Raw genomic sequence first — 21,423 nt, 5'->3', positions numbered from 1 at the left:
GGCGCTATCACAGGCCCGCATGTGGATCTCGATATCGTCAGCGTTCATCGTACACTCGCGTCTTTGTTAAAGACGAGAGCATCCATGCCGCCATCCGATGCAATCTTATTCATGAGTGTTTGAGGTGTCATATTCTGCAAGACTGACCATCCCATCGTTTTGTTTCTATGATAGCGAAAAATGTCGAACATTCTCCTAAGAGCTCCCCGCTTTTGAGGCAGGAAGTTCTATTGATCACTATGAACGGGAATGTGGGCAGAAACTGTTCTCTACGAGACACAAAGGCGTGAAGTACACTGAATGGGCGTGCTTTGTACCGGCTTCATAACGTGGGTGTGAAGGCGCAGCGTCAAGGCATCCCTCGAATTCGCTTAGATAAGTTGCGCAGTTCGCAAAGCACAACCAGATGCGATCACATCTGCTGAACTCGCCGTCAGATGGCTTGGATAAGTGTTGAAAGGCACCGCTTCTTACTAAGGCGCCTTATATCCTCGAGCAGGTATCTCTTTTTAAATCAGCATCTTGGAGATGATGTTGATGTTCTGATCTTCCTGATTTGCCTGTAACGCCTCAATTCCAGCCCGCATGCCTTTTACCAGCGTATCCACGGACATGCTTGGTGCACCGAGATTTTGGATCATGGCGGCGACTTCAGGCAGATGGGGCAGATGCACCCAGCCTGCGCGGATGGGAAGTTTGTTTTCTGCAATGTGGTGCAGGATGCCATACATGAGGTGATTGCAGCAGAAGGTGGCAGCTGAATCTGAGATATCCGTTGGCACTCCAGCATCCCGCATAGCCTGTGTCATGGCTCTAAGGGGAACTGTGGCGTAGTAACCAACCGGGCCATCAGGCACCGTCAGTTCTCCTTGAAGCGTGACGCCTGCGGTATCAGTGACGTCGTAACGCGCACAATCATTTAGGTTTTGCGCTAGACGTTCCAGCGTGATCATGGAGCGGCCACCGTACTCGCCCAGCATGAGGACAGCGCTGGGTTTCAGCTCTTCCATGGCGGCGACAGTCTCTTCAATGCAGCGGAAATACGCCCCGGAGACAATGCGGGAGACAATCTTTGCGCCTGCGATCTCTTCGCCATCCAACGCCAGTGCCAGTTTTTCAGCGGGATTGGTCGGCGTGTTGGCATAAGCGCCGAAGCCGGTGATGAGAATGGTGTCCATGGGATGCCTGCTCCTTCTCACTGTGTTCCACCATCAGTATCGGGAGCAGCTTAAGTCTTTGTTCAAGAGACAAAGACAGATGGAGCGAGTTGCAAGCAGATCAGGCTTCTTACAACTCGCTATAATATAGATCGTATGTCTGAAACCGATGCTTAAGATGCAATTTTCACCGTAAAGGAGAGATCGTCGGCGCCACTCCAGGTCGTAACATCTACATTTATGTTCTTGAGCCAGTTCACAACAACAGGACGATTATTTAATCCATGTTCAGCGGTTGTTACACAGACCCAAAACTCACCTTGATCAGCTAACTGATATCGGATCATTGCTTGAATTTTGTTGTTTGAATCTCCGGCTAAGCTAAATGCACTTTTACTGCTGTGAGCAGGTATCTTCGAGATGGTTTCCACGAAGGATCCATTGTAAGCGGAAGCTCCGATGATCGTAGCATCGTAGTTGCTCGTGTTTTCCATTTCGCAGTAAGCATGCTTCTGCCGTGCCATTGCCTCAGTCATATCCCAACACCTCTGTCTTTGAGCCCAGCGTAAATGCCAGCAACAGGCATCATGAAAGGCTCATACACAGATGCAATCCCCGAGATTTACATCTGCATATGTACCGAGGTAATGAGGCCACTCCCCTACAAAGCGCTCTCGATTTCAGCGACTACAGCTTCGGCTGCGGCGCGGGGGTCTTCTGCACGGTAGATTGGGCGGCCGATGACGAGGTAGTCGGACCCTGCTTTGATGGCATCGTATGGGGTCATGATGCGGCGCTGGTCGCCAGCATCGGAGCCTTTCGGACGGACACCCGGCGTCACGATGCAAAGCTTGTCGCCAACCTTTGCACGCATTGCAGCAGATTCCACCGGAGAGCAGACAATACCGCCAACGCCAGCTTCAACTGCATCAAGCGCGCGCTGTTCGACAAGGTTTGCAGTTGGGCCGACATAGCCAGCGTCTTTTACGTCCTGCTCGTCCATGGACGTGAGGACGGTGACACCCAGCAGGCAGAGGTCTTTGTTGCCAACTTCTTCCAGTGCCTTCACCGCTGCACGCATGTTTTTCGGGTACGCATGGATGGTCATGAACTTCATGCCCATTTTTGCGACGTTTTTCACTGCGCTGGTGATGGTGTTGTCGATATCCAGCAGCTTTACATCAAGAAAGATGGAGTGTCCTTCTTTGGCCAGCTCTTCCGCGAACTGCAGGCCACCTGCAAACTGGAGCTGCATGCCGATTTTGTAAGTGCCGACAAGCCCTTGTGTCTTCTTGACGAGCTCACGCGCTTCATCAACTGTTGGAACATCCAGAGGGAGGATCAGGCGATCGACTGCATTTGCTGGGCGATAAGACATGCGAGGCTCCAAATATCTGCCGGATAAAGCCGTTTGCTTTTAATGCGATGGACGTGAACTGCTTCATCCTCATTTCTCAAGCGTATTCTCATCCGAAAACCGAAATCACTTTTCGGGAATACGCTGCAAACGGCCCAGTTCCTAACAGTTTGTGCCGAGAAATACCAGAGGGAGTAGCAGATCCTAGCTTTTTCATCTTTGGGTATTTGCAGCGATCCCTTAGCCTGTTAAAACGGCGCGTCTTTAAATGCTTGTGCAGGGGTTTTGCATGAGTATAAGGGCTATAAACTTATCAAGGGACATCCCATGCGTCAGGCCACTATTGCCCGCGGCACTAAAGAAACGACGATCTCTGTTTCCATCAATCTGGATGGCACAGGCAAGTATGACATCAAGACCGGTGTTGGTTTCTTTGATCATATGTTGGAACAGCTTTCCCGACATTCGCTCGTGGACATGACCATTCGCGCAGATGGTGACACCCATATTGACGACCACCACACCACAGAGGATGTGGGCATTGCTCTGGGACAGGCGTTTAAAGAAGCGCTTGGCGATATGAGCGGCATCACCCGCTATGCAGATACGCATCTGGCGATGGATGAAGCCCTGACCCGTGTGGCACTGGATGTTTCCGGTCGTCCTTTCCTTGTCTGGCAGGTGGACTTCCCACGGGACAAGGTTGGCACGTTTGATGTTGAGCTTTTTGAAGAGTTCTTCCGTGCGTTTGCCATGAATGCAGGTTTCACTCTGCACATTGCAAACCTTTATGGCACCAACTGCCATCATATTGCGGAAACATGCTTTAAAGCGGTTGCGCGTACAGTACGCACAGCTATCGAACCAGATCCACGCCAGAGTGGACGCGTGCCGACGACGAAAGGTCAGCTTGGCGGCTAACCTTTTTCGGCCCGCAGCTCTACCAGTTATGGAGAATGCAATTGGCTGTCTATTATGTCATGACCGAACCAGGGGTTTCTCTTGACCACCTGAAGGACGAGGACGCACGAAACATCAAATTCGTGAAAGACGGCTTTTCGTGGTGGGCGATGCTCTTCCCCCTCCTCTGGTCTCTCTATAACCGCATGTGGCTGGTCTTCCTTGGCTATCTGGCCGCGATCATTGCATTGGTGTTTGTCGCCGATGCCTTTGGCTCGACTACAGGCGGTTTTATCACCGTGCTTGCTACGCTGTTCTTTGCGATGGAAGCCGGGTTCCTGAAAAGCTGGAGCCTGCGCCGCAAGAACTGGCAGACCGTCGGTTTCATCACTGCCTCCAATCTGGATGAGGCAGAAATCCGTTTCTTCGACCGTGTTTCCCGTCGCAAAGGCGAAGCGCGGCCTCCACAGGGGCCTCAGGCTCCACAAACCAGCGACACAGATGTCGTTGGAATGACACTCAAGCGATAACAGGAGTTCCTTCATGAGTGTGGCAATTATTGATTATGGTTCTGGCAACTTGCGCTCCGCGGCAAAAGCGTTTGAGCATGCAGCCCATAACCATCATCATACTCATGAGGTGACGGTGACTTCGGATCCAACCGTTGTCGCCAAGGCTGACCGCATTGTGCTGCCGGGCGTTGGCGCGTTTGCGGATTGTCGCCGCGGCCTGCAGGCTGTTGATGGCATGGAAGAGGCGCTGGCGGAAGCTGTGCTGACTAAGGGCAAGCCGTTCATGGGCATTTGCGTTGGCATGCAGCTGCTGGCAACCCGCGGGCTTGAGTTTGAGAAAGCTGAAGGGCTGGACTGGATCAGCGGTGATGTGACCGCGATGAAGCCAGCTAATCCTGAGCTAAAAATTCCTCACATGGGTTGGAACACCATCAACGTGACTGGTGATGAGCACCCGGTTCTTGAAGGTATCAAAACCGGCAGTGATGGCCTGCACGCTTACTTCGTGCATTCCTATCACTTTGCTACTGCCAACTCTGCACACCGTTTGGCAAGCTTTGACTATGCGGGTGAGTTCACTGCGATGGTGGGACGAGACAACATCGTCGGCACGCAGTTTCACCCTGAAAAGAGCCAGAAGCTCGGCCTTTCCCTGATTTCCAATTTCCTGAGCTGGGCGCCGTAACGGCTGCCCGCTTTCAGTGACACAGACAAGTCCAAGGACAGAATTATGATTATTTTTCCAGCGATTGACCTTAAAGGCGGCCAGTGCGTTCGTTTGAAACTGGGCGACATGGATCAGGCAACCGTGTTCAACGATGATCCAGGTGCGCAAGCGAAGGCGTTTCAGGATCAGGGTTTTGAATGGCTGCACGTTGTTGATCTGGACGGTGCGTTCGCAGGTGAGAGCAAAAACGGCGAGGCTGTTGATGCGATCCTTGCCAACACCAGCAATCCGGTTCAGCTGGGCGGCGGCATCCGCACCATGGAGCACATCGACAACTGGCTGGCGAAAGGCGTTGCGCGCGTCATTCTCGGCACCGTTGCTCTGCGCGATCCTGAGCTGGTGAAGGAAGCTTGCAAGAAGTATCCGGATCGCATTGCCGTTGGCATCGATGCCAAAGGCGGCAAGGTTGCCGTTGAAGGCTGGGCAGAGACTTCTGAGCTGACCGTGATTGAGCTGGCGAAACAGTTTGAAGATGCTGGTGTTGCAGCCATCATCTACACGGACATTGATCGTGACGGCGTTCTGAAGGGCCTGAACATCGAGAGCACCCTGGAACTGGCTAATGCTGTGAGCATTCCAATCATCGCTTCTGGTGGCCTTGCAGACATCAAGGACATTGAGCGTCTGATTCAGCCTGATTGCGATATTCTGGAAGGTGCGATCTCTGGCCGTGCGCTGTATGACGGTCGCCTTGATCCTGCTGAAGCTCTTGATCTGATCAAGAAGAGCCGGGAGGGCCTCGCATGACCCTGAAGGCACGTATTATTCCATGCCTTGATGTGAAGGATGGCCGTGTCGTGAAAGGCGTCAACTTTGTTGACCTGATCGACGCTGGTGACCCAGTTGAGGCAGCGAAAGCCTATGATGCGGCGGGTGCTGATGAGCTGACGTTCCTTGACATCACGGCCTCCAGCGATAACCGCGATACGATCTATGATGTTGTGCAACGCACCGCGGAAGCCTGCTTTATGCCGGTGACTGTTGGCGGCGGTGTGCGCACCGTGGAAGACATTCGCAAGCTGCTGAATGCGGGTGCAGACAAAGTTTCAATCAACACTGCAGCGGTGAAAAATCCTGAGTTTATTCGGGAAGCAGCACAGAAGTTCGGCAGCCAGTGCATTGTTGTCAGCATCGACGCTAAGCGTGTTTCTGCCGAAGGTGAGCCTGAGCGCTTCGAAATCTTCACCCATGGTGGCCGTACACCAACGGGCATTGATGCGGTGGAGTTTGCCAAGAAAGCCGTGGACTTGGGCGCTGGTGAGCTGCTGGTGACCTCCATGGACCGTGATGGCACGCAAGAGGGCTACAATTTGCCGCTTACCCGTGCAATTGCGGATGCTGTACATGTACCGGTGATTGCTTCCGGTGGGGTTGGAACTCTGGATCATCTGGTTGAAGGTGTCCGTGATGGGCACGCGACTGCTGTACTTGCTGCTTCGATCTTCCACTTTGGGACTTACAGTATTGAAGAAGCCAAGCAACACATGGCAGATGCTGGAATTCCTATGCGTCTGGATAAGTAAATTTCGCTCAGGTATTGAAAGTAATCCTGAAGCGGCCTCAACAAGGCTAGTCAAATGACCAATTTTACCCTTTCGGACCTAGAGGCTATCATTGCTGCACGTGCGAACAGTGATGATGAACTGTCTTATACCCGTAAGCTCATTTCCAAGGGCGTTTCCAAGTGTGCACAGAAGCTTGGAGAAGAAGCCGTTGAAACTGCGATTGCGGCTGTAGAGCGTGATAAGGAAGGCGTTGCTTCTGAAGCAGCTGACCTGCTTTATCACCTACTTGTTGTTTTGAAGGTTTCCGATGTGGCGCTGGACGAAGTTCTAGCAAAGCTTGCAGCACGCACCGGACAAACCGGACTGGAAGAAAAAGCCTCCCGTACGGACGGCTAGGTTTCTTCTTGTCATGCGAAGTGGGAGGCACGACGGGCCTTGAGCGCTAACGCTATGCATAAAGAACTCGCTCCAGTTCAGGAACTGGATCTGTCTCCCTACTCTGTGTTTACAGAGACTGAATGGGCGTCTTTACGTGCAGACACGCCGATGACGTTGAGCGTGCAGGAAATTGAAGACCTGCAATCGCTCAATGACTTTGTGTCTCTGGAGCAGGTGAAGAATATTTACCTGCCCCTTTCACGTCTGCTTGCCTATTATGTGGAAGCTTCCCAGAGCCTTCAGTTTGCGACGAAGCGCTTTTTGGGCATGCAGCTAACCCGTACGCCGTTCATCATCGGCATTGCGGGCTCAGTGTCTGTCGGCAAATCCACCACTGCCCGTCTTTTGCAGGCACTCCTTTCGCGCTGGCCAGCCAGCCCGAAGGTGGACCTGATTACGACAGATGGTTTTCTGTACCCGAACTCTATTCTGGAAGCAGAAGGACTGATGCGCCGGAAGGGTTTTCCGGAGAGCTATGACCGTTCTGCCCTGCTAAAATTCCTGACCGACATCAAGGGTGGGGAGCGTGAAGTGCGCGCCCCGATTTACTCTCATTTCTTCTATGATGTGATGCCGGGACAGCATGTCACAGTCGAACAGCCAGACATTTTGATTGTCGAAGGGCTGAACGTTTTGCAGACATCTCACCAGCCGAAAGCGGCAAAAGCCGTGCCCTTTGTCTCTGATTTCTTTGACTTTTCCATCTACATTGATGCGGAAGAGCAAGTGCTGCAACGCTGGTATCTGGAGCGTTTCATGCGTCTGCGTGAGACCGCGTTCCGCGATCCAGGTTCATATTTCCATAAATTTTCCACAATTTCGAATGATAAGGCGCAAGAGATCGCGAAGGACCTTTGGCAGAACATCAATCTGGAGAACCTTCGCCAGAACATCTTGCCGACGCGACCACGCGCTGATCTGATCCTGACAAAGGGTACAGACCACAGCATCGAGACAGTGGCGCTGCGCAAGATCTAAACGAGCAAACGCGCTCTTACATCGCTGACTGACAGACTGGCACCAAGAGGCAGGCGCCAGCCTGTATTGCATTTGTTTGAGCGCTGAGTGCCTGCGGGCTTTCCTTGTGAAGGCTTGCCGGACATTTTGCCTGCCGGCGTGCGAGATGCCCCCCAGCAGGAGCTTGCGTCAGTAAAACGACAGCTGCGCACCATCATCAGACTGGCATGAACCACGAAGCGCGTGAGCGCCTCGACTGTTTCCTATTGCCATCTTTCAGTAATCTCGTGCTGCAACGCGCGCGGGAACCGGTGCTGCTGTGCCTAAAAAGGCTTTCGGAGGGATTATGCTACAGCTTGCAAAAGTATCCGCGTATGCAGGGTTTAGTTTTCTGGTTCTCACGACTGCAGTGGCTGCAGGACCAAACGCTTCTTTTGGTGAACTATCCTTGCCAGAGGAGCCAGTTTCACTGGTTTCCGGCGAAGATACTCTTCCGCAAAACAAGATGACCACCTCCGGCAACTACAATGTCGCCAAGCCAATTCTTGCAAAGGGCTGGACAGCGGCAGATGACGGAACAGTTGGCGCTTCTCTACAGCAGATCCTGCCCGTTGGCGCTCAGTTGAGTGTTCTGGACTGGGCAACAGACGCTACCAAGGGTGAGCTGGTTCGCCTTGGCGTTGATCAGCCTGAAGAAGACGGCGACATTGCCTCTGATATTTACGTTTCCAAAGCAGATTTTTCCAAATACGCATTGACTGAAGTGGCTACACTGAGCCGCGATGAGGCCAACAAAATCGCCGGTAGCGAAGAAGACAGCTACATGGGCTATGCCAGCGCCGTGTTGGCAGCCAGTTCTGGCGGTGTTCGTTCTGCCCGCCGTCGCCGCGGCATGACCTACTGCTACCGCTATGTGAAGAAGCACCTTCTTTCCGAAGGGCTTGTAGATACCTATATTCCAGGTGGATCAGCTTACATGGCAATCAAAGCGCTGCCTAAGTATGGCTTCAAGCGCTTGCGCGTTAGCAGCCCAGACCGCGCTCCAGACGGTTCTATCTGCGTTTACGATCGCGATAAACGGAACCGCCACGGCCACATCGAGGTGAAGAAGAGCGACACCTGCTACTGGTATGGATATGGCTGTAGCAAGAACTCGATGTACGGGCGGCGAGATTTTTATGACTGCTTTGCCAAAGGTGACATCAAACGGAGTTTCTGGGCGTTTACATCATCGAGGAGAGACGATGATGACGATACGAAGGGATCTGCTTCTCTGGTGAGAAAGAACGATCCTTCTGAACGCCTGTAATCAACCTTGATGACGAACCCTGACCGAGAGGTCGGGGTCTTGTCATTTTGGTGTTGTAAACTTTCCAGACCGGGACATTCCGAGGAGCTTTAAAATGCTTGCATATCTAGCTGCACTGAAATCAGTAGAGAAGGCTGAAAAAGATCCTTCTCAAAACCAGAACGAACTGGGGCAGGTTGTCGGTGATGATATGTCTGACTGGACTTCAGCCAAGCAGCCGACAGATGAGACCATGGTTGGTCACTTCTGCCGATTGGAGCGACTGGACCCAGCCAAGCATGCAGAAGACCTTTATGAAGCCTTCAGCGTAGACACTGAAGGCCGGAACTGGACCTATCTGGATGAAGGCCCGTTTCCTGATTTCGAGAGCTTTGAGGCTTACGTTAAAGAGCTTGCGACAGGAAATGATCCGTTCGCCTTTGCCATTATTGAGCAGGAAGGTGGAAAAGCGCTCGGTATCGCCAGCTACATGAACATTGTGCCAGAGACTGGCAGCATCGAAGTTGGACACATTCACTTCTCCCCTCTGCTGCAACGCAAGTGCGGTGGTACTGAAGCGATGTTTTTGATGATGCAGCGGGTGTTCGATAAATGGGGCTACCGTCGTTATGAATGGCGCTGTAACGCCCTGAACAAGGTTTCCCGTAAGGCTGCGGTTCGTCTTGGTTTCAGCTACGAAGGCACATTACGTCAGGCCTCTGTCGTGAAAGGCAAAAACCTTGATACGGCTTGGTTCTCTGTTTTGGATAGTGAATGGCCGGTACTTCGTGCGTCCTTCGAGAAGTGGCTTTCTCCTGCGAACTTCAAAGAAGATGGCGCACGCATCAAGACCTTGAGTGAGCTGATTGCGCGTGAAGAGACACGGGTGTTCTAGCAGCGGTTTCGCAGTCTGCGAGATGATGAAGCCTCGGGCAATCCCGAGGCTTTTTTGTGCGTGCACTTGCCGCAAAAGGACCTATTACGCTCGCTTTTTTGCTGTGCTAGTCTCACCAGCACCTACCTAAGCTTTTCTTTGATACACTTCTGAATGCGATATTTCCTATGCTTGTTTATGCAGATTACATTGGCTATCTCGCGGCCATTATCGGCACATTGTGCTGGCTTCCGCAGACTTTGAAAACGTGGAAGACACGCGAGACAAAAGATCTCTCTCTAGCGGCGAACCTACTTGTGCTGAGCACTGTATTGCTCTGGTTTATCTATGGCATCATGACCGCCGCCTGGCCGCTTGTTGTCGGCAACGTCATCTCCATTATCGCCGTCGGAGCTATTGTGACGGCCAAGCTGATCTACAAGTAAGATTGGGGCAGAAAGATTGGAATTGATTAGATAGAGGTGTGCTCCATTAAGAGCAGGTTCAGCACACCTTTCGGGACGCAATAGACAGAGACGCTGGTTTAAATTCATATCTATCGGGAGGATATGTTTTGACACTCAAGAAGGAACCAGCATGTTCGACCTCAATAAAAACAACAAGAACGCCGCCGCCCAACAAGAACTGAAAGCGCAGTTGGAAGCGCTCCGTTCGAAATCAGGAACAAAGGTCGAAGAAGAACGCGTCGAGGGCGTTCAAAAGAGCGTGCTTGATCGCGCTGCTGCCCCTCGTGAAGTGCAATTGACCCACGATATAGCTGCAGCACGCGAGAAGTACCGCGCAGCCTCTTCCGAAGAAGATAAGAAAGCAGCCATGAAGCATATCTCTGACCTTGAGATGCGTTTGGCCATGGAAAAAGAGAAAAACGCCAAGAGCTGAGTGCTCTGGTTTCAGTAAAGAAAACCCCGGTGCAGAGGGCTGCACCGGGGTTTTGTTTTGAGCTTTTTGCGAAGCTTAGTTTGCCAACTCTGCCAGCATGCCAGCTGCAACGGAGAACTTGGAAACCGACAGGTTCTTCTCCAGAATTTCGCTGGTTGCCTGCTGTGTTCTTTCCGCTTTGCCTGCGTTGCGCTCCAGCCAGCCGTCGAAGCCTTTTTCGTCTTCAAGAGCCTGAGCTGCCAGATCACGCAGTGCGTTTGCAAGGATCGAACGGGAGCGGTCGAGTGCCAGACCGTCGTAGTAGTCACGAATGACAAACTCACGAGCCAGCTCTTCAATCGCGCCGAACTTGAAGTGTTCAGCAACGCGGAAGTAAGAGGCTGCAACTTCGTCAACATCACGGTTGGCTTTCTCAGAGACCAGAACGATATCCGGAATGACCATTTCACCGATCAGGCGAGCAATGCGTGCTGCGATCATGATTGGAACGCCAGCTTCTACCAAACGGTTGGTTTCCGCCTTGAGCATTTCCGCGCGACCTTCTGAGAGGAAGGTTTCCAGACGCGGAGACAGACGCTTCACCGTATCGCGGAAGCGGTTGATCGCTGCTTCCAGGCCATCCTCGAAGGACACATTGCGCAGGAACCAGATGACCATGCCGAGCACCAGATCCTGAACCAGAGTGTAGAGCTCCAGCTGCAGATCACCAGAGATGGTGTTGTCCAGACGGTCAATCTCTTCGTTCAGCTGTGTCAGACCGAAGGCATCACGAACGACCGCGAATGCACGCGCTACATCAGCTACAGACGCGCCGGTCTGGTCGATGATACGGGTCAGGAATGCTGGGCCACCACGGTTGATGATGGAGTTTGCCAGCATGGTCGCGATGATTTCGCGGCGCAGACGGTGGCTCTCAATTTCCTGAGAGTAGGTGTCTGCCATCTCTTTCGGGAAGTAGCGGTACAGCTCTTTCGCGAGGTATGCATCATCCGGCACAGAGCTTTCGAGCAGCTCATCATGCAGAGTGAGCTTTGCGTATGCCAGCAACACGCCCAGCTCTGGACGGGACAGATGCTGACCAGCTTTCTCGCGCTCTTCGATGGTTGCATCGTCCGGCAGGTCTTCCACCGCACGATCCAACAGATCCTGAGATTCCAGCTGGCGCATCATGCGCACCTGATAGCCAAGATCTTCCAAGCCACGGCGATCACAGAGTGAGATTGCCAGTGTTTGCAGGTAGTTGTTACGCAGCACCAGCTGTGCAACTTCATCTGTCATATCAGCCAGCAAGACGTTGCGGTCTGGAGTGGTCAAGGTGCCCTTCTTCACTGCAGCGCCCAGCGCAATCTTGATGTTCACTTCCATATCGGAGGAGTTCACACCAGCGGAGTTATCAATCGCGTCGGAGTTACAACGACCACCGGCACGTGAGAACTCAATACGCGCTTTCTGGGTGATACCGAGGTTTGCACCTTCACCAATAACCTTTGCACCAACTTCAGCAGCCGTGATGCGGATGGAGTCGTTGCCACGATCACCCACTTCAATGTTGCTTTCATCAGATGCGCGGATGTAGGTGCCGATGCCACCGAACCACAGCAGGTCTGCCTTCATCTTCAGAATGGCCGTCATAACCTCCTGAGGAGATGCTTTTGCCTTATTGACGCCGAGCATCTTCTGAACCTGAATGGACAGAGGAATAGACTTGGAAGAACGTGGGTAGATGCCACCGCCTTCAGAAATCAGTTCCTTGTTGTAGTCCTGCCAGGAAGAACGGCCCAGATCGAACATGCGCTTACGCTCGTCCCAGGTCACAGATGGATCCGGGTTCGGGTCGAGGAAGATATCGCGGTGATCGAAGGCTGCGACCAGCTTGGTTGCTTTGGAGAGCAGCATGCCGTTGCCGAATACGTCACCAGACATATCGCCGACACCACAAGCGGTGAATGGCTCTTTCTGGATGTCGCGGTCCATTTCACGGAAGTGACGCTTCACAGCTTCCCAAGCGCCACGTGCGGTGATGCCCATTTTCTTATGGTCATAACCAGCGGAACCACCGGATGCGAAGGCATCACCGAGCCAGAAGCCTTTGTCTTCAGAGATCGCATTTGCGGTGTCTGAGAAGGTTGCTGTGCCTTTATCCGCTGCCACAACGAGGTATGGATCATCCTGATCGTGACGAACCATCAGCTCTGGTGGCAGGATGAGGTCAGCGTCCAGGTTATCTGTCAGATCCAGCAGAGAGGAGATGAAGATCTTGTAGGCTTCTGTGCCTTCAGCGATCCATTCATCACGGCTGCCAGTTTTTGGAAGCTGTTTCGGCAGGAAGCCACCTTTTGCACCAACCGGAACAATCACAGCGTTCTTAACCTGCTGTGCTTTCACGAGACCAAGCACTTCTGTGCGGTAATCCTGTGCGCGATCAGACCAACGCAGGCCACCACGGGCTGCTGGGCCGAAGCGCATGTGAACACCTTCCACGCGTGGGCTGTAGACGAAGATCTCGCGGTACGGCAGAGGCTTTGGCAGACCTTCCACTTTGTGTGGGTCCAGCTTGAACGCAAAGGTTGCTTTCGGCTGGCCAGCATCATCCAACTGGAAGAAGTTGGTGCGCAGAGTTGCGAGGATCAGGTTCTGGAAACGACGGAGGATTCGATCGTCATCCAGGCTCGTTACTTCGTCCAGGCTTGCGGAAATCTCATCAATCAGACGGCTCTCCTTACCCGAACGTTCAAACGTTCCGAGTGTAGGATCGAAGCGTGTATGGAACAGGTGAACCAGCTGCTGAGCGATCTGTGGATAGCGGTTAAGAGTTCCCCACATATAATCTTCAGAATAGAGGATTCCTGCCTGACGCAGGTAGCGGGAGAGCGCGCGGATCATCGCAATGTCGCGCCAAGCCAATCCAGCGGTCAGTGCGAGGGCGTTATAACCATCGTTTTCAGCCTGTTTATTCCAGACTGCGAGGAACAAAGCACCGAGTCGTTCGATGTCCGCTTCAGTGAAGTTGCGGAAGCGGTTCTCATCCAGATGCAGAGTGGTGTCGTGCAGGTAGCTCAGCTCACGATCCGCTGGTGTAATCCGGTAGGTTCTCTCGTTGATGACTCGGAAACCTAGGTTTTCCAGCATCGGAACACGGGCAGACAGCGGAATCGGTTTGTTGAGATGGTATGCACGCAGAGAAATCTGGCCCTTACCTTCACGCTCACGCTTGTAGAAGCTGATCACCAGAGGACGCTTCTCACCGAGCTGCTCGATGCGGCGGATATCTTTGGTTGCGGTCGCTGCTGGTGTTGCAGACGTATAAGCACCATCAAACGCAGAACCATAGCGCTTTAGAAGCGCACCAGAAATCGCATTGCCATAGACGGAGCGCAGAGCTTCTCTCAGGCTGTCAGTCCATGTGCGGACGATTTCCTGAATGGAAGCTTCCAGCTCTGCCTGAGATGGCTGAGGCGTATCACCAACATAACGGCCTACAATGTAGTGGACACGGACCAGAGGGCCTTCCGGGAACGTTGCATACCAAGCGGAAAGACGGCCTTCGTAGACGTTTGCCAGATACTTGCCGACACGCTCACGGATGCTCGTGGTGAAGTGATCACGCGGAATATAGGTGATGATGGAGACGAAGCGGTCAAACTTGTCGGTTCTGGAGAGAACGCGCACACGTGGGCGCTCATTCAGCTGTAGAATAGCGTCTGCGAAGTTGGAGAGCGTATCGACATCAATCTGGAACAGGTCATCGCGTGGATAGCCTTCCAGAATATTGCGAAGCGCGCGACCGCTGTGGCTTTCCGGATCAAAGCCGTGGTTCTTCATTACCTTCGCGGTCTTATGGCGAATGTAAGGAATGGAGCTTGTTGACCGGGTGTAGGCTGTTGCTGTGAAGAGACCAACCACTCGCAGCTCGCCGCGCAGTTTGCCTTCTTCATCAAACAGCTTGACGCCGATATAATCCATATGCACGTGACGGTGCACGCGGCTGCGGATGTTGGCTTTGCCGATGATCAGCGGTTCCGGCTTTAGCAGGAACTCTCTGATTTCCGGTGTCATTACAACGAACTCGGAGCCTTTGCGCAGCACGCGGACGTTAGGATCGGTCAGGATACCCAGACCAGAACCTTCGATCAGGGAAAGTTCGCCGTTTTCGCTGGTATCGTCGAAGATGAACTCACGAATACCGAGAAGAGTGAAGTTGTCAGCGGCCATCCACTCAAGGAAAGCAATCGCTTCGTCAAACTGCTTGTTGTCTGCTTTTGCGCGGACCTGCTGGTACTCCTCAACAGCCAACTGAATTCTGTCGCGCATTGGGCGCCAGTCGTTCACGGCCTGACGAACATCATTGAGAACAAGATCGAGGTTTTCCTCGAGTTGCTTGATGTCCTCATCGGAGTTCAGACGGGTCAAGTGAATATGGATGAGACTTTCGCGGCGAACGGATGGTCCTCCCAGACCAACGGTGCCGTGGAATTTCTGGAGGCCACCGTCATCATCGCGCTCGACAACGAAGAGTGGGTGCAGAACGAGGCGAACTTCGTAACCAGCTGTCTGGATTGCCCCCATTACGGAGGATACGAGGAAGGCCATGTTATCGTTGACTATTTCAACGACGGTGATGTCTTCGAGCTGCTTGCCGTCAGCATTTGGCTGCGGATTGAAAACACGAATTCGATGGGTCCCCAGTGGGTGATTTGCGAAATCAGCCCAGGCTTCCTGCGAAACAACAGCAAGCTCTGATGGGGTGTAGTTCAGGAGATCTTCTGCATCGGCGTGAGAGAAGAGGTCTTCGGCAAACCTTGCTTCGTCTTCGTTTTCGTCAATCAGCAGTGCACAGGTATCGGCAATAAGCCCAGCTTTAGCCTCGGTTGTCGTTCCAGACATTCAGGCGTTCCTCATCCAACATTATAGTCGGCACAGGCTGCGCGAACATGCCACATGGACGCGGCCTATGCCTTTGAAACCTATTAAGGTGCATTTGTTCAATTTTTCAATGCGAAACGCGATAAGAACACCGTAAAAACGTCCTTTTCAGTAGAATGTGTTCGGATGTGAGCGACATACGGGAATTCTTGTAATATTCGAAAAGCCCGCCCGGCGAACCTCTGGTTGCTTGAGCCTCCCTCAACTGCCAATTGAGGACAGAGGTCTAAAAAAACGCACCCTATTCTGTGACAATGGGTGATGGACGTTGTACAACCCCTGAACCTATTCCAACTACAAGCTCCAAGGAGTCAAAAATGTCGGTGCGCGTGTTCATTGATGGAGAAGCCGGAACTACGGGTCTGCAGATCCGCGAGCGTTTGGCTGGGCGCCGTGACATTGAAATCCTAAGCATCACTCCAGAGCGCCGCAAGGAACTGGACGCACGTGCTGAGCTTTTGAATTCTGCTGATGTTGCAATTCTGTGCCTGCCTGATGCAGCTGCACTGGAGAGCGTCTCGCTCATTACCAACGACAGCACCCGTGTGATTGATGCCTCTTCCGCGCATCGTGTTAATCCAGAGTGGGCCTATGGCTTCCCTGAGATGACAAAGGATCAGGCGGAGATCATCTCCAAGGCACGTTTTGTATCAAATCCGGGTTGTTACCCTCAGGGTGTGATCGCAACTATTCGTCCGTTGCTTGAAGCTGGCCTCATCCCATCCACCCATGCGTTCACTGTGAATGCGATTTCCGGGTACACCGGTGGTGGTCGTCAGATGATCGAAAAGTACGAAGGCAACGATAAGGCGTCCTCTTACTGGCCATATGGTTTGCAGTTCGGTCACAAGCACCTGCCAGAGATGCAGTTCTACGCTGACCTTGCTCATGCTCCTTTGTTCCAGCCTGCAGTTGGCAACTACGCACAGGGCATGATGACATTTGTGCCGTTGCAGCTCGGGCAGCTTCGCAACGCTCCAACTGGCAAAGACCTGCACGAAGCGCTTGCTGACCATTTCTCCAGCGTTGCTGGTGATGTGGAAGTGGCTCCGCTTGAGAGCGTGAATGCAATCGAAGACCTGAGCCCAGAGATGTTCAACGGCACCAACAAAATGCAGTTGCACGTGTTTGCCAACGACGATCGGCACCAGGCTCTGTTGGTTGCTATCTACGACAACCTTGGTAAGGGCGCTTCTGGGGCAGCTGTCCAAAACCTGAATATTATGATGGGCCTGAACGAGAGCATCGACCTCGCTGTTGCCTAAGAAAAATTAGAGAATTCCAGAGATCCGAGGAGAGTATTCCATGGAAAAGTTTACAGTACTGACAGGCGTTGCTGCACCTTTGCCGTTGGTCAACATCGACACCGATATGATCATCCCGAAGCAGTTTTTGAAAACCATCAAGCGTTCGGGCCTTGGCACTGCACTTTTCCATGAGATGCGCACCAACGACGACGGCTCCAAGAACGAAGAGTTCGTGCTGAACAAGCCAAGCTATGAGAAAGCTCAGATCCTCGTTGCTGGCGATAACTTCGGCTGCGGTTCTTCCCGTGAGCATGCTCCATGGGCGCTGCTGGACTTCGGTATCCGCTGTGTAATCTCCACCAGCTTTGCTGACATCTTCTACAACAACTGCTTCAAGAACGGCATTCTGCCAATCATTGTAAGCCAGGAAGACCTCGACAAGCTGATGGACGATGCTTCCCGCGGTGCAAACGCGACTCTGACTGTTGATCTGGAAGAGCAGGAAGTTCGTGGCCCAGACGGTGGTGCGATCAAATTCGACCTGGATCCACACCGCAAGCACTGCCTGCTGAACGGCCTTGATGATATCGGTCAGACCTTCGAGAAGACCCAGCACATCAACAGCTACGAAGACAAGCTGGAACTGAGCCATCCTTGGCACTGATTAAATCAGAAGTTTTCAAAGTTTTTCAGGGCGCCCTCGTGGCGCCCTTGCTATATGGAAAGCTCACAAGGCAGGCTCGGAGAGTTAGGTGAGCAAAGATACCGCTACAGGCTTCTCATTCAAATGGCCGCTCACGTTGGGCTTAGTGATTTTGCTTCTGTCAGTCTGGATTGCAGGTTTCACTTCCAGCATTTTTGCAGGAACCTGTAGAAAGCCTGAGATCTCAGAAGTAAGAAAGGTTCGTGCTTGCAATATTGCTCTTAAACTAGAGTTCTGGAACAGCTTCGTCAGTTCTGAGGAGCAAAAGCTGGCTATTTTGTACTTGGAACGCGGAATTGCTCAAAGTCATCTTGATCGCTCCCATGAAGCAGTTGATGATTTTCGGATCGCTATACAAAAAGCAACCGGACTAACCATCAGAGAGCTGACCCAACGCTTAGAAGCTCATGTAGATACAATCGAACACTTCAAGGACAGTCCTGAGATCAAGGTCGATGGAAATCCCTTATCAGTTCTTGAGATTTCTAAACAGAGACGGTTTCAGGAGTTGCTTATAAGAATATCTAAGGAAAAGCCTAGTTCCAAAGCGCGGGCAAGTTGGGAGCGACTACTGCAGGAAGCAGAAAGTCAGCGCAATCCGACATTTCAATAACGTCTCCCTCAGCTCGCACTAGTCTTCCAGCAACTCCACAATCTCCGTGTGGCCTTTGTTTCGGGCGTGGTCGATTGGAAGGTTGCCGTTACGGTCGGCAATAGTTTTGCTGGCGCCGGCATCAACCAGCTTTTCGACGATTGCCTGATAGGGCTCGCTGCCATCACCTAGGATGGTTGCCTCTAGAAGGGCAGTCCAACCGAGGTTGTTGACGTGGTCTAGAGGCGCACCCGCGTCAATCAGCATGGACACAATTTCGACCGCGCCCTGATGGCTGCCATAGATCAGTGCTGATCCTTCATAGACAGATGTAACCATCGCAGGATCGATGCCCAGATCCAGAGCGCGTCGGGCTAAGTCTGGGTTTCGCGTCGTGATCGCGATGTTCAGGACATCACGCTTATTGGCATCTTGCAGGTTGATATCCGCTCCAAGCTTGACCAGATGTTCAAGCAATGCGAGATCACCACGCCGTGCGGCGATGATGATTGCTGTATCGCCTTCTTCATTGCGAAGATCCAATGAGCTTCCAGCTTGAGCGATTTGATCCAGCTTCCTCAGATCTTTCGCTTTGACTGCGGCAAAGAACTCTTCTGGTGAAGTGTTCTGCGCAAGCACAGAGGTGCTTGGTGCTGCAACTGCCAACAGCATTGCCAAGGCAGAGCTTGCGAGTGCTTTGGTGAGTGAGCTTGGCATCGAAGGGCTTCCTCTTTGAGCGAGCTGTTCCATCTCAGTCAAAGCGGCAAACTATGACTGCATGAGGGCATCATGCAGTCATATCACAAGCTTGTGGCTTTATAGGCCGTGTGCTTTTCACATGTTCGTGCAGATGGCTTTAGGCCATATCAGCAACGACCATGGAGATGCCAACGGCGAAGACGCAGAGACTGGCGAGCATAGAGACGCGTTTGCCATTGTTGCTGTTTGCGAGCCATAGGCGTGCAGGGCCGGATACGAGGCTGCCGACGCCATAGTAGACAATCAGGCAGAGAAGGCTGGCAACCATGCCGAAGATCAATGCATAGACCCAGAATGGCATGACCTCAGGCACATAAAACTGCGGCAGTAAAGAGAAGTAGAAGAGCATGCCCTTAGGGTTGAGCAGGCTGGTCAGGAAGCCGAACTTCAGATCGTTGGTCTCAGCCGGTGCTTGCTGTTCTTCTTCGGAGGTCCACATACCGCCAGCAAAAAACAAGCGATAGGCCAGATACATAAGGTAGGCCAGACCCATCCAGCGGATTGCCTGAAACAGCCTTGGTTCTGCAAGGAAGAGGGACTGGAAACCGGCAGCAACCAGCACAGTGAACACAAGGTATCCAGCTGAGATACCGAGAGATGCCTTCAGAGCGGCGGGGCGACCGCTCGCGAGAGCGCGGCTGGTCACGTAGAGCATATCCGGACCAGGAACGATGATCAGACTGAGAATGGTGATGAGAAAAAGGAGAGTATTCGCTGCCATTGGGAGTAAATTCTTGCGGGGGTTTTATTCCAAATTTTCTCCGAATATACTCCTGCCACCACCTTCAGAATATCGAATAGATTCCGAAAAATGAACTCATACGCCCACCTAGACCGAACAGACTTCGCTATATTGGAGATTTTGCAGAATAATGCACTCCTACCCAATAAACAGGTCGCAGCGGAGATAAATCTCAGTCCATCGGCTTGTCATGAACGCATTAAGCGATTGAAAGACAGTGGCATTTTAAAGAGCAGCCACGCTGTTGTGGACCCGAAGGCCTATGGCGTTGGGTTTGAGGCTATGTTCTTCATACAGCTGGACCGGCACGAGGCTCTTTTGGTGGAGGAGTTCATGCAGGAGGTGGTCGGGCTACCGGAAGTGAAATCGGTCACGCTGATCAGTGGGGTTTACGATATCATTGCGCATCTACGTGTGCGCGATATCGATCATCTGAAAAGCCTTGCCTTTGAGAAGTTCACGAAACGGGCTTACATCACCAAGATTGAAAGCTCGATTGTCTATGATTTTAAAGAGAGCAGAGTGCAAAAGCCGCTTTAGTTAGCTTGTGTTTTAGCTGCGCTTTGCCGCGACTTCTTGCTTATGACGTTCGTTGAGAGCGTCCACTTCATCCAGCTTTCGGCCAACGCGCGCCAAAGCAGCGGCTGCGGTGGTGAACTCGTTTGCTTTATCGACGTAAAGCTTGCGAGCAGTTTCAGGAAATTCCTGAAGCATGCGGGAGAAGAGTGCGCGGCGAATGCGGATCAGCTCACAGTTTTCGAGAGCAACTGCGCGGGCTGGGCGTTTGCCTTCAGCCATCAGAGCGTTTTCGCCAAATAAAGTGCCGGGGCCATAAGTGCCGCGGGGACGCGAGTCGCGCCCCATCCCGGTCTCAAGCTGCACCTTGCCAATTGTCAGCACGATGCCGCCGTCTGCCCGCTCACCTTCATTAAAAACGGTTCCACCTTTTGACACCTGCATGGTTTCCGCACTGAAGGCGAGCAGGCGCAGCTGGTCCTCTGTAAATTGCGAGAGGAGTGGAACGCGTCTTAAGATTTCAATGTCGCGGGCTAGACTCATAGTTCTTGAATTAGCCGCTTATGCCTCAAGGCACAAGCTTATATCCACCAGCTTCTGTCACGAGCAGCTCCGCATTGGACGGATCACGCTCAATTTTCTGGCGCAGACGGTAGATGTGGGTTTCCAGCGTGTGAGTGGTAACGCCGGAGTTGTAACCCCATACCTCATGCAGCAGCACGTCGCGTGTTACTGGCTTTTCACCTGCACGGTAGAGGAACTTCAGGATGGAAGTCTCTTTTTCGGTCAGACGAACCTTCGTGCCATTATCGTCCTGCATGGACTTTGCAGCTGGCTGGAAAGAGTAACGGCCAATGGTGAACACAGCATCTTCGCTCTGCTCGTGCTGACGCAGATGCGCACGGATACGAGCGAGCAGAACAGCGAACTTGAATGGCTTGGTGACGTAGTCATTTGCGCCAGCTTCCAAACCAAGAATGGTGTCACTGTCAGTATCATGACCGGTCAGCATGATGACAGGAGCGCCAAAGCCTGCTTTGCGCAGCAGCTTTACAGCTTCACGGCCATCGATGTCTGGCAGACCAACATCCATCAAAACGAGGTCAAAGTGATCTTCTTTTGCTTTTTTGATGCCAGCAGCAGCACTGTCTGCTTGAGTGGTTTCAAATTCATCATAAAGCGACAGCTGCTCAACAAGCGCTTCGCGCAGATCGTTATCGTCATCTACAAGCAGAATTTTACGTGCAGTCATATTCTCACCCAATCACCAATCTTTGGTGCTAGCCCTAAAACTTATCTCACATAAATACATGAAGGGTTGCCGAA

23 protein-coding genes are annotated in these 21,423 nt (G+C 52.4%); 15 read left to right on the top strand and 8 right to left on the bottom strand.

The genetic code is table 11. The features are described from left to right. Positions 1-509: 509 nt before the first annotated feature. From pcp to pyrF, 3 genes are all read right to left on the bottom strand, one after another. On the bottom strand, positions 510-1,178 hold the full coding sequence (gene pcp / locus PJE062_RS08155) for a pyroglutamyl-peptidase I (RefSeq protein WP_008548244.1): 669 nt from the start codon (positions 1,176-1,178) through the stop codon (positions 510-512). Between the two features lie 152 nt (positions 1,179-1,330). Continuing rightward, entirely contained in the window at positions 1,331-1,693 is a 363-nt protein-coding gene (locus tag PJE062_RS08150) for a hypothetical protein (RefSeq protein ID WP_008548543.1), read from the bottom strand. Positions 1,694-1,818: 125 nt separating this feature from the next. Beyond that, entirely contained in the window at positions 1,819-2,535 is a 717-nt protein-coding gene (gene pyrF / locus PJE062_RS08145) for an orotidine-5'-phosphate decarboxylase (protein ID WP_008548301.1), read from the bottom strand. Positions 2,536-2,841: 306 nt separating this feature from the next. On the opposite strand from pyrF, the gene hisB reads away from it, so the two are divergent. The 11 genes from hisB (at position 2,842) to PJE062_RS08090 (ending at position 10,615) form a co-directional block, all read left to right on the top strand. Next, positions 2,842-3,435 carry an imidazoleglycerol-phosphate dehydratase HisB gene (gene hisB / locus PJE062_RS08140; RefSeq protein WP_008548769.1) on the top strand — a complete coding sequence of 198 codons (594 nt, stop codon included), beginning with the start codon at positions 2,842-2,844 and terminating at the stop codon, positions 3,433-3,435. Positions 3,436-3,470: 35 nt separating this feature from the next. Next, a complete protein-coding gene (locus PJE062_RS08135) occupies positions 3,471-3,944 on the top strand; it encodes a DUF2628 domain-containing protein (RefSeq protein ID WP_037036377.1) in 474 nt (157 codons plus the stop codon). Positions 3,945-3,957: 13 nt separating this feature from the next. Next, positions 3,958-4,611: an imidazole glycerol phosphate synthase subunit HisH gene (gene hisH, locus PJE062_RS08130; RefSeq protein WP_008548690.1), complete on the top strand. Its 654-nt coding sequence runs from the start codon at positions 3,958-3,960 to the stop codon at positions 4,609-4,611. A gap of 45 nt (positions 4,612-4,656) precedes the next feature. Continuing rightward, positions 4,657-5,400 carry a 1-(5-phosphoribosyl)-5-[(5-phosphoribosylamino)methylideneamino]imidazole-4-carboxamide isomerase gene (gene hisA, locus PJE062_RS08125; protein ID WP_008548661.1) on the top strand — a complete coding sequence of 248 codons (744 nt, stop codon included), beginning with the start codon at positions 4,657-4,659 and terminating at the stop codon, positions 5,398-5,400. Then, positions 5,397-6,176 carry an imidazole glycerol phosphate synthase subunit HisF gene (gene hisF, locus PJE062_RS08120; protein ID WP_008548610.1) on the top strand — a complete coding sequence of 260 codons (780 nt, stop codon included), beginning with the start codon at positions 5,397-5,399 and terminating at the stop codon, positions 6,174-6,176. The genes hisA and hisF overlap by 4 nt, the downstream gene beginning before the upstream one ends. Positions 6,177-6,230: 54 nt before the next feature. Continuing rightward, positions 6,231-6,554 (top strand): phosphoribosyl-ATP diphosphatase, encoded by a 324-nt coding sequence (locus PJE062_RS08115; RefSeq protein WP_008548771.1) that lies wholly within the window; start codon positions 6,231-6,233, stop codon positions 6,552-6,554. Between the two features lie 54 nt (positions 6,555-6,608). Next, positions 6,609-7,574, top strand: coding sequence for a type I pantothenate kinase (gene coaA / locus PJE062_RS08110; protein WP_008548706.1), 966 nt, complete (start codon positions 6,609-6,611; stop codon positions 7,572-7,574). 325 nt (positions 7,575-7,899) lie between these two features. Next, positions 7,900-8,862, top strand: a complete 963-nt coding sequence (locus tag PJE062_RS08105; RefSeq protein WP_008548335.1) for a hypothetical protein — start codon at positions 7,900-7,902, stop codon at positions 8,860-8,862. Positions 8,863-8,956: 94 nt separating this feature from the next. Then, the gene (locus PJE062_RS08100; protein WP_008548709.1) at positions 8,957-9,736 is read left to right on the top strand and encodes a GNAT family N-acetyltransferase; all 780 of its coding nucleotides are present in this window, start codon (positions 8,957-8,959) and stop codon (positions 9,734-9,736) included. A gap of 167 nt (positions 9,737-9,903) precedes the next feature. Continuing rightward, positions 9,904-10,161: a SemiSWEET family sugar transporter gene (locus tag PJE062_RS08095; protein WP_008548548.1), complete on the top strand. Its 258-nt coding sequence runs from the start codon at positions 9,904-9,906 to the stop codon at positions 10,159-10,161. Between the two features lie 151 nt (positions 10,162-10,312). Then, positions 10,313-10,615 (top strand): hypothetical protein, encoded by a 303-nt coding sequence (locus tag PJE062_RS08090; protein ID WP_008548432.1) that lies wholly within the window; start codon positions 10,313-10,315, stop codon positions 10,613-10,615. Positions 10,616-10,690: 75 nt separating this feature from the next. Here the strand turns inward: PJE062_RS08090 and PJE062_RS08085 are convergent, their stop codons facing one another. Then, complete coding sequence (locus tag PJE062_RS08085; RefSeq protein ID WP_008548507.1) at positions 10,691-15,499, bottom strand: NAD-glutamate dehydrogenase; 4,809 nt, start codon at positions 15,497-15,499, stop codon at positions 10,691-10,693. Between the two features lie 356 nt (positions 15,500-15,855). Here PJE062_RS08085 and argC point away from each other — a divergent pair, with 356 nt between their 5' ends. The 3 genes from argC (at position 15,856) to PJE062_RS08070 (ending at position 18,101) form a co-directional block, all read left to right on the top strand. After that, positions 15,856-16,803 (top strand): N-acetyl-gamma-glutamyl-phosphate reductase, encoded by a 948-nt coding sequence (gene argC / locus PJE062_RS08080; protein WP_037036376.1) that lies wholly within the window; start codon positions 15,856-15,858, stop codon positions 16,801-16,803. A gap of 40 nt (positions 16,804-16,843) precedes the next feature. After that, positions 16,844-17,449, top strand: a complete 606-nt coding sequence (leuD, locus tag PJE062_RS08075) for a 3-isopropylmalate dehydratase small subunit (RefSeq protein ID WP_008548815.1) — start codon at positions 16,844-16,846, stop codon at positions 17,447-17,449. 88 nt (positions 17,450-17,537) lie between these two features. Further along, on the top strand, positions 17,538-18,101 hold the full coding sequence (locus PJE062_RS08070; RefSeq protein ID WP_208982217.1) for a hypothetical protein: 564 nt from the start codon (positions 17,538-17,540) through the stop codon (positions 18,099-18,101). An 18-nt stretch (positions 18,102-18,119) separates the two neighbouring features. Here PJE062_RS08070 and PJE062_RS08065 read toward each other — a convergent pair whose 3' ends face one another. Both PJE062_RS08065 and PJE062_RS08060 read right to left on the bottom strand, forming a co-directional pair. After that, entirely contained in the window at positions 18,120-18,797 is a 678-nt protein-coding gene (locus tag PJE062_RS08065) for an ankyrin repeat domain-containing protein (RefSeq protein ID WP_008548541.1), read from the bottom strand. Positions 18,798-18,936: 139 nt separating this feature from the next. After that, a complete protein-coding gene (locus PJE062_RS08060) occupies positions 18,937-19,560 on the bottom strand; it encodes a LysE family translocator (RefSeq protein WP_008548481.1) in 624 nt (207 codons plus the stop codon). 90 nt (positions 19,561-19,650) lie between these two features. Between PJE062_RS08060 and PJE062_RS25980 the strand changes: the two genes are divergently transcribed. Continuing rightward, positions 19,651-20,121, top strand: coding sequence for an Lrp/AsnC family transcriptional regulator (locus PJE062_RS25980; protein WP_083793227.1), 471 nt, complete (start codon positions 19,651-19,653; stop codon positions 20,119-20,121). 12 nt (positions 20,122-20,133) lie between these two features. Here PJE062_RS25980 and PJE062_RS08050 read toward each other — a convergent pair whose 3' ends face one another. Both PJE062_RS08050 and PJE062_RS08045 read right to left on the bottom strand, forming a co-directional pair. Beyond that, positions 20,134-20,541, bottom strand: coding sequence for a cyclic nucleotide-binding domain-containing protein (locus PJE062_RS08050; protein ID WP_008548605.1), 408 nt, complete (start codon positions 20,539-20,541; stop codon positions 20,134-20,136). A 124-nt stretch (positions 20,542-20,665) separates the two neighbouring features. Beyond that, entirely contained in the window at positions 20,666-21,349 is a 684-nt protein-coding gene (locus tag PJE062_RS08045; RefSeq protein WP_008548237.1) for a response regulator transcription factor, read from the bottom strand. Positions 21,350-21,423 lie beyond the last annotated feature (74 nt).

Origin of the sequence: Pseudovibrio sp. JE062 (genome assembly GCF_000156235.1) — a bacterium.
In the GTDB taxonomy this organism is placed as follows: Bacteria; Pseudomonadota; Alphaproteobacteria; order Rhizobiales; family Stappiaceae; genus Pseudovibrio.
The sequence above is the reverse complement of the archived record's forward strand: the minus strand, read 5'-3'. Positions and strand labels throughout refer to the sequence as shown.